The sequence below is a fragment of the Aminobacter sp. HY435 genome (assembly GCF_027568395.1).
Classification (GTDB): Bacteria; Pseudomonadota; Alphaproteobacteria; order Rhizobiales; family Rhizobiaceae; genus Aminobacter.
On record NZ_JANKZL010000005.1, the window covers coordinates 217,150 to 231,327 of the forward strand.

Genomic DNA, 14,178 nt, shown 5'->3' on the forward strand with positions numbered 1-14,178 from the left:
ATGCCCCGCTACCGCCTCGACATTGAATACGATGGTCGCGCCTATGCCGGTTGGCAGCGGCAGGCTGGCCTGCATACGGTGCAGGCCGCCATCGAACAGGCGATCCTGAAGTTCAGTGGCGACGAGATCGCGCTTCGCGGGGCCGGCCGCACCGATTCCGGTGTGCATGCGACCGCGCAGGTCGCCCATGCCGACCTGACCAGGGCGTGGGCCGACGACAAGGTCCGCGATGCGGTCAACGCACATCTGCAGGTGGCAGGCGAAACCGTCGCCATCCTGGCCGCACGGCAGGTGCCGGACGAGTTCGATGCGCGGTTTTCGGCCACCGGCCGTCACTACATCTACCGTATCCTCAATCGCCGCGCGCCGGCGGCGCTCGAGCGCGGCAAGATCTGGTGGGTGCCCAAGCGCCTCGACCATGAGGCGATGGCGGACGCCGCCAAGGTGCTGCTGGGCCGGCACGATTTCACCACCTTCCGCTCGACGCAGTGCCAGGCCAACAGCCCGTTGCGCACGCTCGACAGGTTCGAAGTGACGCGCCGCGGCGACATCATCGAGATCGGCGCCTCGGCGCGCTCGTTCCTGCATAACCAGGTTCGCTCGATGGTCGGCAGCCTGAAGCGCGTCGGCGAGGGCGGCTGGAGCGCCGGCGACCTGCGCCTGGCGCTCGAAGCGAAGGACCGTGCCGCCTGCGGCCAGGTCGCGCCACCCGACGGCCTTTACCTGACCGGCGTAGACTACTAGTCGCGCCTTAGAGCATTTTCGCTTTTCTTCGAATCGCGAAAACGCTCTATCTCCTTGTTTTGACGCAATCCAAACGGAAAACCGCGTCACACTTTTCCTGGAATTGCTCTAGTAGATAGGGTTGGCCATGTGCCTGGGCGCGGGCCAGTCCTGGGTGATGCCGGGTTGCACGGGCCGTTCGAGGTAGGTGGACAACACCACGTAGCTGCGCGTCGACGTCACCCCCGGCGTATCGTAGAGGCGCGCAAGCAGTCCCTCGAGCGCGCGCGTGTCTTCAGTCCTGACTTTGAGCAGCAGGCAGGCGTCGCCTGCGACCGTGTGGATTTCCTCGACCTCGGGAAATGACGAAACGGCCATCAGCTCCGGTGTCTTGCCCCAGCCCTTCGTGTCGACGTGCACGAAGGCCAGCAGCGGCTTGCCGACGGCCTTCGGATCCGCCAGCGCTACCGTCTGGCGTATCGCGCCGGAGCGGCGCATCCGCTTGACCCGCTCATGCGCGGCCGGCGCCGACAGAGCGCAGCGATCGCCAAGCTCGGCGTACGAAACGGTGGCGTCCTCGACCAGAACGCCTAACAGCCTTCGGTCGGTCGCGTCGATGCTGCGTTCCGGAAGCTTGCTCGGCCGAATGGTATCTGTTTCTAGATCCATGTCGAAAATCCCCGTTGAAGCTGAATTTCATTCGGACATTATGCGACGATGTCGAATGTCAATCAACAAGCCGCAATTCTCGTCGCGCCAGCGGCCCCCATTCCCAGTGCGGCCTATCTGCTGACGCTGTGCATCGCCGTTATCGGCTGCAATTCGCTGGTGCTCGGGCCTATCGCCCCGGAAGTCGCGCATGGCTTTGCAAGCTCCGCGCCCGTGGTCATGGCCGCGGCTTCGGCTTTTGGCCTCGGCACGGCCGCAAGCGCCTTGTTCCTCGCCCGCTACATCGACCGGGTCGGCGCGCGGCGGATGCTGATGGGCGCGCTGGCGCTGTTTGCATTGGCCTTGGCTGCTTGCGCGCTTGCGCCGGCAGTCGCCGTGCTGATTGCCGCGCAATTGCTTGCCGGCATCGCCGCTGGCATCGCCTTGCCGGCGATCTACGCCAGCGCTGCCGCGATCGCCCCGCCCGGACGCGAAAGCGGTACCATCGGCGTGGTGTTGACGGGCTGGACGCTGTCGATGGTTGCCGGCGTTTCGCTGTCGGCGGTGCTTGCCGATCTTGTCCACTGGCGCGCGGTGTTTGGCGCTGTCGCCCTGCTTGCCTGTGCGGCCACCGCCGCCGTGTCGGCCATTGCCCGTGACGACAGGCCTTCCGGCGGCGCTGCACCGGCGCCGTGGGGCGCGCTGGCGACCCCCGGCATCGTACCACTGCTCGTTGCCTGCGGCGCGTTCATGACAGCGTTCTACGGCGTCTATGGCTATCTCGGCGACCACCTGAACCAGGGACTTGGGCGTCCCGTCAGCGCCAGCGGGCTGGCGGCGGTTGCGTATGGCCTGGGCTTTGGCGCGGCTGCATTGCTCGACAGCATTGTTGATCGCCTTGGTGCCCGCCGCGTGATGCCGGTCGCATATCTGCTCGTCGCGTTGATCTATGTGTTGCTGGCCCTTGTGGCAGGCAATTTTGGCGTACTGATCGCGGTCATGGCGCTGTGGGGGCTAGCCAACCACTTCGGTCTGAATGTGCTCGTCATGCGGCTCTCGGCGCTCGATCCGGCCCAGCGCGGCACGATCATGGGACTGAACAGCGCGGTGACCTACCTCGCTGTATTTGTCGGCACCACCGCCTTCGGCCCGATCTACGCGACCCTGGGCTTCGCGGCGTCCGCTCTGGTTGCCGCCGGCCTGACCCTCGTCGCAGCTGCTGCCGCGGCCTGGCGTTGATGAACGCCGGCGGAACGCGCTGCAGCTATTGGGGCACGTAGATCCCGAACAGCGCCTGCAGCGACAGCAGGACGATCAGCGACACCACAAACATCGCGGCGAAGACCGCCGAGCCGACCGCCGTTCCCTTGCCGATGACCGCATTCGTCATGCGCCAGCTCAGTACCATCGACAGCCCAAACAGCAGCAGGGAGACCAGAGTGATCAGGTCCTGTGCGGTCGGCAGCAGCATCCTGATCAGGGCGGCCGGCAGCATCAGCCAGGCGATGATCGCCGAAGCCCAGTTGCTGGCCACCACATAGTGCACGAAACGGTCGCCAACGCCCGCCCTCGACGCCACCAGCGCAAAGGCGGCGAGTGGCACGACCCAGGCCCCGATATCGATCATGGCCAGGCGCAGGATGATGCCGAAACGCCCGACAAGGGCAGGCCCTTGCAGCGACAGCTCGTCGGAAACTCCGACCCAGCCGACGATCAGCGCCGGTGCGGCGACAAGTATGGCGAAGAATGAGTTCCAGAAGCCGTCGGCGCTGAGATCGAGCAGACGCAGGCCGTCGGCCTTGCCCAGCATCAGCCTCCACGCACCTGCCAGATTTTGCTGAATTTCGTCGCCGGCCAACATGTCGTCCCGTGCTGCTATCCGAACCAGTCCTCGAGGAACCGCTGATAGATTTGGGTCAGCATTTCCAGTTCGGCAAGCGGCACGCGCTCGTCGACCATGTGCATGGTCTTGCCGACGAGGCCGAATTCGACGACGGGGCAATAATCCTTGATGAAGCGTGCGTCGGAGGTGCCGCCTGTCGTCGACAGCTTCGGTTTGCGTCCGGTGACCGCCTTGATCGAGCCGCCCAGTGCGTCGATCAGCTTGTCGTTGCGGGTCAGGAAGACGTGGCTCGGACGGTTGCGCCATGTGAGCTCGAACTCGATCGGCTCCTTGCGGCCCTTGCGGTATTTCTTGCGCCCGCTCGCCTTGTCGAGACGGTTGTGGATCTCCGCCTGCAGGGTCTCGTCCGTCCAGGTGTCGTTGTAGCGGATGTTGAACGTGGCGCTCGCCCTGGCGGCGATGACGTTGGTGGCCGTGTTGCCGACGTCGAACGTGGTGACTTCGAGATTGGACGGCTGGAAATCCTTGGTGCCCTTGTCGAACACAGGAGTGAGCAACGCATCGACAAGCGTCATCAACCCGCGCACCGGATTGTCTGCCAGTTGCGGATAGGCGACGTGGCCCTGGCGCCCGGTGACGGTGATGGTTGCCGACAGCGAACCGCGCCGGCCGATCTTGATCATGTCGCCCAACGCGTCCGGATTGGTCGGCTCGCCGACCAGCGACGCATCCCATTTTTCACCGCGCGACGCCGCCCATTCGAGCAGCTTGGCGGTGCCGTTGATCGAGGGGCCTTCCTCGTCGCCGGTGATCAGCAGCGAAACCGAACCCTTGGGGCCGCCGGTGGCTTCGACATGGCGGGCAACAGCGGCGATGAAGCAGGCGATGCCGCCCTTCATGTCGACGGCGCCGCGGCCGTACATCTCGCCATTGGCGACTTCGGCCGCGAAGGGCGGATGCGTCCAGGCCGCCTCGTCGCCCACGGGAACGACATCGGTATGGCCGGCAAACATCAGGTGGGGGCCGTTGCCCGAGCGGCGGGCATAGAGGTTTTCGATGTCCGGCGTGCCGTCCTCCGAGAAGGTCGGGCGGTCGACGGCAAAGCCCAGCGGTTTCAACATGCCTTCCAGCGCGCTCAGCGCACCGCCTTCGGCAGGCGTCACCGACGGGCAGCGAATGAGGGCGGCGAGGTTCTCGGCGGGATCGGTTGGCAGTTTCATGGCCACAGCGATAGTCGAATCGCCGGGTTCTGTCACGACGTTGGCTTGTGGCGGATGCCGCCAATTCCAGCTTCGGGTCAGCGTCGAGGCGTCACGATCCCGTGACACCGACGCCATCGCCAAGACCATCGCCGATCATGCGCCGGAGACTGCTGTCGTCGTCAGTCTTCAGAACGGCGTCGAGAACCCGTCGCGCCAGGGGGCAGGGCTCACCGGGGCTGAGGCCCGAGGACGTTGCCTGATCTTATCCGGGTGCGTTTGTTCGCGCCCCGAATTGATTCGGGCCAGGCGTGCCCGGGTAGAAGCACAGCGCCACGAAGGCGATGATCGACACGATGGGAATGAACAACGCCACCGCGAACAGCCCTGGCTTGTCGAAGTCGTGCAGCCGTTTGACGCTGAAGGCGATGTGCGCCCACAGGAAGACCAGGAATGTCAGGCCGAACAGCATCGACCAGACCTGCGCGGCTCCGCTTTCGGGCGGCACGCGCATGAACTGGTAGAGTGGGAACGACACCACCATCAGCATGAACAGGAAGCCGAGGATGTAGGCCGCGCGGTTGACGCGGCCCGACAGGCGAAAGAACAGCCAGAGAAAATCTGTTTTGTCAGGCAAGCGGATCCGGTCCGTATTGGTTGGCGCCGCGGGTGCCTTCGAGAATCCCCAGTTCGACGAGGATCCAGATGGCGCCGATTACCGGCACGAGTGCGATCAGGCTCCACCAGCCCGACTTGTCACGGTCATGCCAGCGCTTGGCGTAGATTGCCAGCGCGAAATAGATCGAGGCGATGGCGACGACGATACTGATGATGCCTGCGCCCGAGTCGCCGATATCCAGCCCGAGCATCATGTCGAGCAGGTTGGCGATGACGCTGGCCGCCACCATGACGGCGATGCCAGCCCAGAATTTGGCACGGTTGATTCGACCATCGAAGCTGGTCAGCAGATACTTCCAGTCCATGTCACCCCTCCGAAACTGAAAAAGCCGGCGCGCCCCTCGCGCGCCAGCCGAAGTTGCTTCGGTTTCAGCGAAAGATCAATCGCGCAGAAGTTCGTTGATCGAGGTCTTGGAACGGGTCTTGGCGTCGACGCGCTTGACGATGACGGCGCAATAGAGGCTCGGGCCAGGCTCGCCGTTGGGCAGCGGCTTGCCAGGCATCGAGCCGGCGACGACGACCGAGTTGGCCGGCACTTCGCCGTAGAAGACTTCGCCGGTGGCGCGGTCGACGATCTTGGTCGACTGGCCGATGAACACGCCCATGCCGAGCACCGAGCCCTCACGGACGATGCAGCCTTCGACGACTTCCGAGCGCGCCCCGATGAAGCAATTGTCTTCGATGATGGTCGGGCCGGCCTGCATCGGCTCGAGCACGCCGCCGATGCCGACGCCGCCCGACAGGTGCACGTTCTTGCCGATCTGGGCGCAGGAGCCGACCGACGCCCAGGTGTCGACCATCGTGCCGGTGTCGACATAGGCGCCGACATTGACGAAGGACGGCATCAGGACGACGCCCGGGGCGACATAGGCGGTGCGGCGCACGACCGCCGAGGGCACCGAGCGGAAGCCGGCCTTCTCATAGTCGACCGCGCCCCAGCCGTCGAACTTGGACGGCACCTTGTCCCACCACGATGCGCCGCCAGGCGCGCCCGAGATCAGTTCCATCGGGTTGAGGCGGAACGACAGCAGCACCGCCTTCTTGAGCCACTGGTTGACCTGCCACTTGCCGTCGTCCTGGCGCTGGGCGACACGGGCGGTTCCCTTGTCGAGCAGGTCGAGGGCTGCCTCGATGGCCTCGCGGACTTCGCCGCGGGTCGACGTCGAAATGCCGTCGCGTTCCTCGAACGCCTTGTCGATGGTCTTTTCGAGGCTTGCGAGATCGGGCTTCGACATGAACTTCTCCGTTACGGGCCGTTAAGGTTAAGGCTTCTAAGCTGGCATAAAATCGCGCGGACCCTATTTCAGGCTTATGAAGGGGTCAATCACGGTGACGCCGCGGAATGTCGCGGGCAACGGTAATTTGGGGTCGAGCAGAGAATGAATCCTATGGACAAGGCTGGCTGGACGCCGCTGCCGCACTCCGACGAAGATCTGGAGCGCGCCAAGAGCGTGCCGGATACGCCGCAAACGCGCGCGTCGACCTATCGTCTCGCCTGGAACGACGAAGAGTTCATGACCCGGCGCGAATTGCGGCCGGTGCGGCTGCAACTCGAGCTCTTGAAGACCGAGATGATACTGGCCGAGCGCGGCATCCGATCGACTGTCATCCTGTTCGGCGGCGCGCGCATCCCCGAGCCCGGCGGCGAGGCCTGGGCGGCCAAGAACGAAACGCAGCGCAAGAACCTCGAGGCCAACAGCGTCTACTACGACGAGGCGCGCAAGTTCGCCCGGCTGTGCTCGCAGCATTCGGCGGCGTCCTATCATCGCGAATTCGTCGTCGTCACCGGCGGCGGGCCGGGCGTGATGGAAGCCGGCAACCGCGGCGCCGACGATGTCGGCGCGCCGTCGATCGGCCTCAACATCGTGCTGCCGCACGAGCAGGCGCCGAACCCCTACGTGACGCCGGAGCTGTGCTTCAATTTCCACTACTTTGCCATCCGCAAGATGCACTTCGTCATGCGCGCCAAGGCCGTCGCCGTGTTTCCCGGCGGTTTCGGCACCATGGACGAGCTGTTCGAGACGCTGACGCTGATCCAGACCGGGCGCATGGAGCGCGTGCCGATCATCCTGTTCGGCAAGTCATTCTGGGAGCGGGCGATCGACCTCGATTTCCTCGCCGAGCAGGGCACGATCACGCCGGGCGACCAGGACATCATCGATTTTGTCGACACCGCCGACGAGGCCTGGGAAATCATTCGGCGCTTCTACAGCCTGTGAGCCGGATTGCGCCTTCCGCTCCACCGGCTGCGGCCGGTGGACGAGCGTCACCAGCACGAAGGAAATGATCATCAAGAGATACCAGGACCCGAGCTTCTGGATCGAGACCGGTGTCCAGCTTTCGTGCTGGCCGGGATAGATCCAGGCGCGCGACCAGGTGCCGATGTTTTCGGCGAACCAGATGAACAGCGCTACCAGGAGGAAGCCGACAAGCAGTGGCATGCGGTGGCGGAAGCGGAAGACCCGGTAGTGCACGACCGTGCGGAAATAGAGCGCTGCGGTGACGGCGAACAGGCCGTAGCGCAGGTCGACCGTGAAGTGGTGGGCGAAGAAGTTGACGTAGATGGCGAGGCACAGCACCACCGTCGTCCACAGCGGCGGATAGTTACTGTAGCGCATGTCGAAGATGCGACTGACGCGGGCGAGATACGAGCCGACCGCCGCATACATGAAGCCTGAGAACAGCGGCACGCCTTCAATCCTGAAGAAGCAGTCTTCGGGATAGGCCCACGATCCGGCAGATGTCTTGAAGATCTCCATCGCGGTGCCGACCACGTGGAAGATCAGGATCACCTTTGCTTCGGACGGCTTTTCAAGTTTGAGCGCCAGCATGGCGACCTGGATGGCGACCGCCGCCAGGAACAGGAAATCGTAGCGGGCAAGGCCTGCATCGGCCGGCCACCACAGGCGGGTGGCGATGATCAGGGCCAGCATGGCGCCGCCGAACAGGCAGGCCCAGGCCTGTTTCAGGCCAAAGACGAGGAATTCGACCAGCGCCCCGTAGAAGCCGCCGTCGGGCAGGTGGTCGAGCACGGCATGCGCCGCAGCATCGATCCGCGCCTCGACGGCAGTGAAACGCCTCACTTCGTCGAGGCCTCGACCAGCGTGGCCAGGAAGGTGGCGAGATCGTCGGTGACGAAGTCGACGTCGTCCTCGTTGGTCGGGTCGCTTTCCCAGATTTCCGAGAATGTCGGCTCGAAATTGCGCGGGACGATCAGCACCGTTGTCATGCCGAGCGACTTCGGTACCGCCAGATTGCGTGCCAGGTCCTCGAACATCACGGCGTTGGCGCCGGTCACCTTGTGCAGCGCGGTGAACGTCTCGTAGGGCTGGCGCGACGGCTTCGGCGTCAGCCCGGCGGCGACGATGTCGAAGATGTCGTCGAAATGGTCGAGGATGCCGAGCTGGCGCGCCGTGCGCTCGGCGTGGCCGCGATTGCCGTTGGTGAAGATGAACTTGCGGCCCGGCAGCTGGTGGATGGCCGCACCCAGAACCGGATCCGGCACCAGCCACGAATAGTCGATGTCGTGGACATATTCGAGGAATTCGTCGGGATCGATGCCGTGACGCTGCATCAGTCCGTTCAGCGTCGTGCCATATTCCAGATAAAGCTGCTTCTGGAGCTTGCGCGCATCTTCGCGCGACAGCGTCAGCAGGTCCGCCACATAGCCCGTCATCTTGACGTCGATCTGCGAGAACAGATTCGTGTGATGCGGATAGAGCGTATTGTCCAGGTCGAAGACCCAGTCGGTTACATGGTCGAAGCGGGCGGGGTCGGGAATGTCGGTCATGTTTCCTTATGCCATGGCTGGAGATTTTTTAAAGCGCCAGTCTGACGACATCGTTGCCGGCGACAAAGACTTAATTTCGGCAAGTTGGGTCAAATTTTAACTAGGGATGAAAGAGGACCTTCAGGAGAAGCTGGCATTGAAGTTGGCGGCAGGGAGCAGAAATTGAAAAGTGTCTTTCTAAAATCGACTTTCGTGACGGCAGTCTCCATCGTGGGATCCCTTGCACTGGTCTTGACCATGGTCCCGGCGCTGGGTGGAACAACTGGCCCGATTGCTTGGCTGATGTGCGTGATATGCCCGCTATTCATTGCCTTTCCTCTTGCTTTTCACACATTCTGGCAGAGTGAAAAGCTCAAGGTGGCGCATGATGAACTTACCCGCGCCCATGCGCAGCTGGCCACGGCGCATCGCCGCCTGTCCGAAAAGGCCAGCCGCGACGAGATGACCGGTATGCTCAATCGCGAGAATTTCTTTGCCGCCCTCGACGGTTCGCGCCGCAAGAACGACCGTGGCGCCCTGTTGATCATCGACGCCGACCACTTCAAGAAGATCAATGACAGCTTTGGCCATCTAACCGGCGACCAGGCCCTGCTGCAGATCGCCAGCGCCATCTCGCGCGGTGTGCGCAGCGGCGACGTCCTCGGCCGCATCGGCGGCGAGGAATTCGGCGCCTTCCTCGTCGGCGCGACTGACGACGAGGCCAGGCTTGTCGCCGAGCGTATCCGCACCGAGGTCGAGAAGCTGCGCTTCCAGCCCGACAACGAACGTTCGGTGCCGCTCACCGTCAGCATCGGCGGAACACCTTGCCCAGCCGAGGCCAATGTCTCCGAACTCATGCGCGCCGCCGACAAGCGCCTCTACGAGGCCAAGGCGCGCGGGCGAAATCTCGCGATCTTCGACGACGGGATTTCCGAAGCGGCCTGAGCCGCGCGCGGGACGGGCGGCGGCGTTGGCCACCGCCAGCGTCCAGGCTGATGTTGCGCCCTGCTGCGCTGCCGCTTACAGGGGATGCGCGACGCTTCCGTCGCTCTGACGGACATCCCCATGGAACTCTGGATACCCATCACCATCGCTGCCGCCTTCCTGCAGAACCTGCGGTCGGTGGTGCAAAAGCACCTCAAGGGCGTGATGGGTACGACCGGCGCGACCTTCGTGCGCTTCGGCTTCGGCTTTCCCTTCGCGCTCGCCTTCGTGGCGGTGCTGCATTTCGCGGTTGGCTACGAGCTGCCGCGCCTCAACACGACGTTCTTCGTTTGGGCGGTGGTCGGCGGTTTCGCCCAGATCGCCGCCACCTTCCTGCTGATCCACCTGTTTTCGTTCCGCAACTTCGCCGTCGGCACCGCCTATTCGCGCACCGAGCCGGCGCAGGCCGCGCTCTTTGGTCTGCTCTTTCTCGGCGAACGGGCGACGACAGGCGCGATTGCAGCCATCGCCATCAGCGTCTTTGGCGTAATGCTGATTTCGGTCGCGCACACGGCGCTCAACGCCCGAACGCTGGTAACTTCGGTGTTCAGCCGCAATGCGCTGATCGGCCTGGCGTCAGGCACGTTCTTCGGCATTTCGGCGGTTGCGTACCGTGCCGCATCGCTGGCGCTTGGTGGGCCGAATTTCATGATGCAGGCGGCGGTGACGCTGGCAGTCGTCATCGTCCTGCAGACGGTCGTCATGCTGGCGTGGATCGTCTGGCGCGAGCGCGATGAACTGCCTCGCATCGCCAAGGCCTGGCGGCCGGCTCTGTTCACCGGGCTGGTCGGCGCCTCGGCGTCGTTCGGCTGGTTCATGGCGATGACGCTGCAGCAGGCGGCGATCGTCAAGTCGCTGGCCCAGATCGAGATGCTGTTCACCTTCGCCGCCAGCGTTTTCTATTTCCGCGAGCGCATCAACAAGCTGGAAGTCGCCGGCTGCGTATTGATCGTCGGCGGCATCCTCGTCCTGCTGGCCGTCGGCTAGGGCGGCGGCCTCGACTGCTCAGATCATCGCCGGATCGAGCGGCGGCGCGTCCTTGAAGCGCTTGACGATCCCGGCGAGATCGCTGTGCTGGAAGGCATCGCGCAGCGCATCGAACGACGGCAGCACGAAATAGGCGCGCTGGAACTTGTCGATTTCGTATGTCGTGCGCATCACCGTTTCGATGTCGAAGCCGACGTGGTGGGCGTCGGCGCTTTCCACAGCGAATTGCAACTCCGTGAAGGATGACATCAGGCCCGCGCCAAACGCCTTCTTCGGCTGGCCTGCTTGCTGCATCAGGCCATATTCGGCGGTGTACCAGTAGAGCCTGGTAATCATGTCGCCGCCGCCTGCTTCGATCAGGTCGCCGGCCTTCTCGCCGTACATCTGCATGAAATCGCCGAAAGCCGGTTGGCTCAGCACCGGCACGTGGCCGAAGAAGTCGTGGAACATGTCGGGCTCGACGATGTAGTCGAGCTCCTCGCGCGTCCGGAGCCAGTTGGTGACGGGGAATCGCCGGTTGGCGAGATGGTCGAAGAACGGCTGCGCCGGGATCAGCCCGGGCACGGCGACGATCTCCCAGCCGCTCAGCTTGCGCAGCTTGTCGCTGACCTCGTGGAAATCGGGAATCCTGTCGACGAGGCTGAGCGCCTCCATGCCGTCGAGATAGGATTTGTGCGCCAGACGCTTGGTCAGTTTGCTCTGCCGGTCGCACAAGGTGCGCCAGACTTCCTGCTCGGCTGCGCTGTAGTCGTATTTCTGCTCGACGGTGAAATCGGCCCGGCACACCGAATAGTCGCCGCGCAAGCCCTGTGCCGCGCATTCGCGCGCGTATTCCTGAACGCTGACACCCATGGTCCGATCCTCCCAGACAGAGCAATGCGATTTGCCAATGGTAGCGCGGCAAGACGGGCGGAATTCACCTATCTGCGGGTGTGCGGGTCAAGATTGAGGTATGTTCACCCAAACGGACGCGTGGAGAGGTGGAAATGCCCAAGTTTGACGAAACCGAGGTCCGCATGCTCGAGCTGCTTCAGCGCGACGGCCGCAAGCCGGTCTCCGAGATCGCGCAGGAGATAGGCCTCTCCAACACGCCTGCCGCGCGGCGTTTCGAGGCGTTGCAGCAGGCAGGTGTCATCAAGGGCTTTTCCGCCAACATCAGCCGGCGCGCGGTGGGCCTGATGGTCGAAGTGTTCGTACAGGTCAGGCTGGTCAGCCATAGCGACGGTTCGCCGGAAAAGTTCATCGCCGCCGTCCAGCTCATGGACGAGGTCTCGGCGTGCTGGACCATGACCGGCGACTACGACTTCCTGCTGCATGTGATGGTGCCCGAGGTCGACGACCTCAACGCCTTCGTCATGCATCGGCTGATGCGGTTTTCAGGCGTGCGCGACGTGCACACGCAACTGGTACTGCAGAACATCAAAGGTCCGGGGCACGTGCCGCTCGGGCATTTGCGAGGATAGGGGAGCGACTAGGGCTTGGGATAGACGAGCCGGTAGTTCTCGCCGACCATGCATTTGACCAGGTTCACCGGCTTCAGGGCGGCGGGTCCCGGCCCGGGCGTAAGCCCGCTGATCTCGAGTACCAGCTTGCGGCGGATGGCCGTGACGAATTCCGAGGCGACATGTACGGGCAGGACGAACGAGCCGGGGCCTCCGGTCACGCAGTCGGCATAGTAGCGGTCGATGCCTTCGAGCGTCTCGGTCGGATGGATGAGAATCGGCAAACCGTTGATGACGATGCCGTTCGCGACAGCATTGTTGCGGGCGACCTCCACTGGCGCCCCGGTGTTGTTCGGTCCATCGCCGGAAATGTCGATGACCTTCTTCTCTGCCCGGAATCCGTTCTGCTCCAGGAGGTCCGCGCCGAAGGCGACCGCGTTCGAAATCGAGGTGCCGCCGGAACCTACGATCGGCCTCTGCGCCAGTTTGTCGGCGAAGTCGTCCGCGCTTTCCGGGCTGTCGATGATCTGCCAGGGAATGATCGAGTCCTGCAAGACCGAGCCGGCCCACTCGAAATAGGTCACCGCGATGCGCCCGCGCACGCCCGACTGCACCGCAGTGATGAAGTCGGGATGGCGCAGCGCCTTGACGTAGCCTGCCCGTTGCAGTGCGAACTCGCCTTCGTCCATCGAGCTCGAAACATCGACGGCCAGAACCAGTTCGACATCCACGGACCCCGCGTCCACGGCGGTGATCGGCGCGGCAGGCAGTTCGCAACTCGTGCACAGGATCAGCGCCAGCGCAGCCAGCATGGTTCGTCGTCCGAGGGACCCGCAACCAGTGTGCGTCAACGCGGGAAAAATGAAAGCTGCGGCGCTTCAATGCTTCGTGAATACGAGGCTTGTCCTTGAAACGACAAGGCCGGCAAAAGCCGGCCTGTCTTGGTCCATCGGGGCAGCTTGGTGGTAGCTGCTTACGGCACGATCAGCGTGCCGGCGCCGTGCTCGGTGAACAGCTCGAGCAGCACCGAATGCGGCGTCTTGCCGTTGAGGATGACGACGCCTTCGACGCCGCGCTCGATCGCCTCGATGCAGGTCTCGACCTTGGGGATCATGCCGCCGGAGATCGTGCCGTCCTTGATCAGCGCCTTGGCGTCGGCGACAGTCAATTCGTCGATCAGCTTCTTGTCCTTGTCGAGCACGCCTGGCACGTCGGTCAGGAACAGCAGCCGCGAGGCCTTGACCGCACCCGCGATGGCGCCGGCGAAGGTGTCGGCGTTGATGTTGTAGGTGTGGCCGTCGCGCCCGGGGGCGACAGGGGCGATGACCGGGATCATCTCCGAGCGCGCCAGGAGGTCGAGCAGCGTGCGGTCGACTTCGACCGGTTCGCCGACGAAGCCGAGGTCGAGCACCTTTTCGATGTTCGAGTCAGGGTCGACCATCGTCTTCTTGGCCTTTTCGGCGAAGACCATGTTGCCGTCCTTGCCGCACAGGCCGATCGCCCATTCGCCCTCGGCGTTGATGAGGGCCACGATCTCCTTGTTGATCGAGCCTGCCAGCACCATCTCGACGATCTCGACCGTCTTCTGGTCGGTAACGCGCAGGCCGCCCTCGAACTTCGATTCGATGCCCATCTTGGTCAGCATCGCCCCGATCTGCGGGCCGCCGCCATGCACGACGATCGGGTTGACGCCCGACTGCTTGAGGAGCGCGATGTCGCGGGCGAAGGCCCGGCCGAGCGTCACGTCACCCATGGCGTGGCCGCCGTATTTCACCACGACGGTCTTGTTTTCGTAGCGCTGCATATAGGGCAGGGCGGCTGAAAGCAGAGCTGCCTGCATTTCGGCGTTGGCGGCGACGTTCGTCGTCATCGGCATTGTCCCCGGATTAATGGAAATTTGGCCGG

16 protein-coding genes and 1 pseudogene are annotated in these 14,178 nt (G+C 63.8%); 6 read left to right on the forward strand and 11 right to left on the reverse strand.

Annotated elements, in window-relative coordinates:
• Window positions 1-744 carry a tRNA pseudouridine(38-40) synthase TruA gene (gene truA, locus PCJ21_RS08305; RefSeq protein WP_269930924.1) on the forward strand — a complete coding sequence of 248 codons (744 nt, stop codon included), beginning with the start codon at window positions 1-3 and terminating at the stop codon, window positions 742-744.
• Between the two features lie 108 nt (window positions 745-852).
• Here the strand turns inward: truA and PCJ21_RS08310 are convergent, their stop codons facing one another.
• Window positions 853-1,392 (reverse strand): Lrp/AsnC family transcriptional regulator, encoded by a 540-nt coding sequence (locus tag PCJ21_RS08310; RefSeq protein ID WP_269930925.1) that lies wholly within the window; start codon window positions 1,390-1,392, stop codon window positions 853-855.
• Between the two features lie 48 nt (window positions 1,393-1,440).
• Between PCJ21_RS08310 and PCJ21_RS08315 the strand changes: the two genes are divergently transcribed.
• Window positions 1,441-2,610, forward strand: coding sequence for an MFS transporter (locus PCJ21_RS08315; protein WP_269930926.1), 1,170 nt, complete (start codon window positions 1,441-1,443; stop codon window positions 2,608-2,610).
• A gap of 25 nt (window positions 2,611-2,635) precedes the next feature.
• On the opposite strand, the gene PCJ21_RS08320 is transcribed toward PCJ21_RS08315, so the two are convergent.
• The 5 genes from PCJ21_RS08320 to dapD all read right to left on the reverse strand — a co-directional run bounded on the left by PCJ21_RS08320 (window position 2,636) and on the right by dapD (window position 6,326).
• Entirely contained in the window at window positions 2,636-3,232 is a 597-nt protein-coding gene (locus tag PCJ21_RS08320) for a transporter (protein ID WP_269930927.1), read from the reverse strand.
• A 14-nt stretch (window positions 3,233-3,246) separates the two neighbouring features.
• A complete protein-coding gene (gene dapE, locus PCJ21_RS08325) occupies window positions 3,247-4,434 on the reverse strand; it encodes a succinyl-diaminopimelate desuccinylase (RefSeq protein ID WP_269930928.1) in 1,188 nt (395 codons plus the stop codon).
• Between the two features lie 244 nt (window positions 4,435-4,678).
• A complete protein-coding gene (locus tag PCJ21_RS08330) occupies window positions 4,679-5,050 on the reverse strand; it encodes a DUF805 domain-containing protein (protein ID WP_269930929.1) in 372 nt (123 codons plus the stop codon).
• Window positions 5,043-5,396 (reverse strand): DUF805 domain-containing protein, encoded by a 354-nt coding sequence (locus PCJ21_RS08335; RefSeq protein WP_269930930.1) that lies wholly within the window; start codon window positions 5,394-5,396, stop codon window positions 5,043-5,045. Before PCJ21_RS08335 ends, PCJ21_RS08330 begins: the two co-directional genes overlap by 8 nt.
• Window positions 5,397-5,471: 75 nt before the next feature.
• Window positions 5,472-6,326, reverse strand: coding sequence for a 2,3,4,5-tetrahydropyridine-2,6-dicarboxylate N-succinyltransferase (gene dapD, locus PCJ21_RS08340; RefSeq protein ID WP_269930931.1), 855 nt, complete (start codon window positions 6,324-6,326; stop codon window positions 5,472-5,474).
• Between the two features lie 144 nt (window positions 6,327-6,470).
• On the opposite strand from dapD, the gene PCJ21_RS08345 reads away from it, so the two are divergent.
• A complete protein-coding gene (locus PCJ21_RS08345; protein ID WP_269930932.1) occupies window positions 6,471-7,310 on the forward strand; it encodes an LOG family protein in 840 nt (279 codons plus the stop codon).
• Window positions 7,311-7,334: 24 nt separating this feature from the next.
• On the opposite strand, the pseudogene PCJ21_RS08350 reads toward PCJ21_RS08345, so the two are convergent.
• A pseudogene (locus PCJ21_RS08350) lies at window positions 7,335-8,174 on the reverse strand (DUF817 domain-containing protein); the annotation flags it as partial.
• A complete protein-coding gene (locus tag PCJ21_RS08355) occupies window positions 8,171-8,881 on the reverse strand; it encodes a pyrimidine 5'-nucleotidase (protein ID WP_269930933.1) in 711 nt (236 codons plus the stop codon). The pseudogene PCJ21_RS08350 and the gene PCJ21_RS08355, both read right to left, overlap by 4 nt.
• Window positions 8,882-9,043: 162 nt before the next feature.
• Here PCJ21_RS08355 and PCJ21_RS08360 point away from each other — a divergent pair, with 162 nt between their 5' ends.
• Together PCJ21_RS08360 and PCJ21_RS08365 are read left to right on the forward strand one after the other, a co-directional pair.
• A complete protein-coding gene (locus PCJ21_RS08360; RefSeq protein ID WP_269930934.1) occupies window positions 9,044-9,805 on the forward strand; it encodes a GGDEF domain-containing protein in 762 nt (253 codons plus the stop codon).
• 120 nt (window positions 9,806-9,925) lie between these two features.
• Complete coding sequence (locus PCJ21_RS08365; RefSeq protein WP_269930935.1) at window positions 9,926-10,831, forward strand: DMT family transporter; 906 nt, start codon at window positions 9,926-9,928, stop codon at window positions 10,829-10,831.
• 18 nt (window positions 10,832-10,849) lie between these two features.
• Here PCJ21_RS08365 and phhA read toward each other — a convergent pair whose 3' ends face one another.
• Window positions 10,850-11,683, reverse strand: coding sequence for a phenylalanine 4-monooxygenase (gene phhA / locus PCJ21_RS08370; protein WP_269930936.1), 834 nt, complete (start codon window positions 11,681-11,683; stop codon window positions 10,850-10,852).
• A 134-nt stretch (window positions 11,684-11,817) separates the two neighbouring features.
• Here phhA and PCJ21_RS08375 point away from each other — a divergent pair, with 134 nt between their 5' ends.
• A complete protein-coding gene (locus PCJ21_RS08375; RefSeq protein WP_269930937.1) occupies window positions 11,818-12,294 on the forward strand; it encodes an Lrp/AsnC family transcriptional regulator in 477 nt (158 codons plus the stop codon).
• Between the two features lie 8 nt (window positions 12,295-12,302).
• On the opposite strand, the gene PCJ21_RS08380 is transcribed toward PCJ21_RS08375, so the two are convergent.
• Together PCJ21_RS08380 and argB are read right to left on the reverse strand one after the other, a co-directional pair.
• Entirely contained in the window at window positions 12,303-13,085 is a 783-nt protein-coding gene (locus PCJ21_RS08380) for a DUF1194 domain-containing protein (RefSeq protein WP_269930938.1), read from the reverse strand.
• Between the two features lie 161 nt (window positions 13,086-13,246).
• Entirely contained in the window at window positions 13,247-14,149 is a 903-nt protein-coding gene (argB, locus tag PCJ21_RS08385; RefSeq protein WP_269930939.1) for an acetylglutamate kinase, read from the reverse strand.
• Window positions 14,150-14,178: the final 29 nt, after the last annotated feature.

What these genes read in the sequence shown, in the direction of transcription:
- truA (WP_269930924.1), top strand. Translation starts at nt 1, where the DNA reads ATGCCCCGCTACCGCCTCGACATTGAATACGATGGTCGCGCCTATGCC.
- PCJ21_RS08310 (WP_269930925.1), bottom strand. Translation starts at nt 1,392, where the DNA reads ATGGATCTAGAAACAGATACCATTCGGCCGAGCAAGCTTCCGGAACGC.
- PCJ21_RS08315 (WP_269930926.1), top strand. Translation starts at nt 1,441, where the DNA reads ATGTCGAATGTCAATCAACAAGCCGCAATTCTCGTCGCGCCAGCGGCC.
- PCJ21_RS08320 (WP_269930927.1), bottom strand. Translation starts at nt 3,232, where the DNA reads ATGTTGGCCGGCGACGAAATTCAGCAAAATCTGGCAGGTGCGTGGAGG.
- dapE (WP_269930928.1), bottom strand. Translation starts at nt 4,434, where the DNA reads ATGAAACTGCCAACCGATCCCGCCGAGAACCTCGCCGCCCTCATTCGC.
- PCJ21_RS08335 (WP_269930930.1), bottom strand. Translation starts at nt 5,396, where the DNA reads ATGGACTGGAAGTATCTGCTGACCAGCTTCGATGGTCGAATCAACCGT.
- dapD (WP_269930931.1), bottom strand. Translation starts at nt 6,326, where the DNA reads ATGTCGAAGCCCGATCTCGCAAGCCTCGAAAAGACCATCGACAAGGCG.
- PCJ21_RS08345 (WP_269930932.1), top strand. Translation starts at nt 6,471, where the DNA reads ATGAATCCTATGGACAAGGCTGGCTGGACGCCGCTGCCGCACTCCGAC.
- PCJ21_RS08355 (WP_269930933.1), bottom strand. Translation starts at nt 8,881, where the DNA reads ATGACCGACATTCCCGACCCCGCCCGCTTCGACCATGTAACCGACTGG.
- PCJ21_RS08365 (WP_269930935.1), top strand. Translation starts at nt 9,926, where the DNA reads ATGGAACTCTGGATACCCATCACCATCGCTGCCGCCTTCCTGCAGAAC.
- phhA (WP_269930936.1), bottom strand. Translation starts at nt 11,683, where the DNA reads ATGGGTGTCAGCGTTCAGGAATACGCGCGCGAATGCGCGGCACAGGGC.
- PCJ21_RS08375 (WP_269930937.1), top strand. Translation starts at nt 11,818, where the DNA reads ATGCCCAAGTTTGACGAAACCGAGGTCCGCATGCTCGAGCTGCTTCAG.
- PCJ21_RS08380 (WP_269930938.1), bottom strand. Translation starts at nt 13,085, where the DNA reads ATGCTGGCTGCGCTGGCGCTGATCCTGTGCACGAGTTGCGAACTGCCT.
- argB (WP_269930939.1), bottom strand. Translation starts at nt 14,149, where the DNA reads ATGCCGATGACGACGAACGTCGCCGCCAACGCCGAAATGCAGGCAGCT.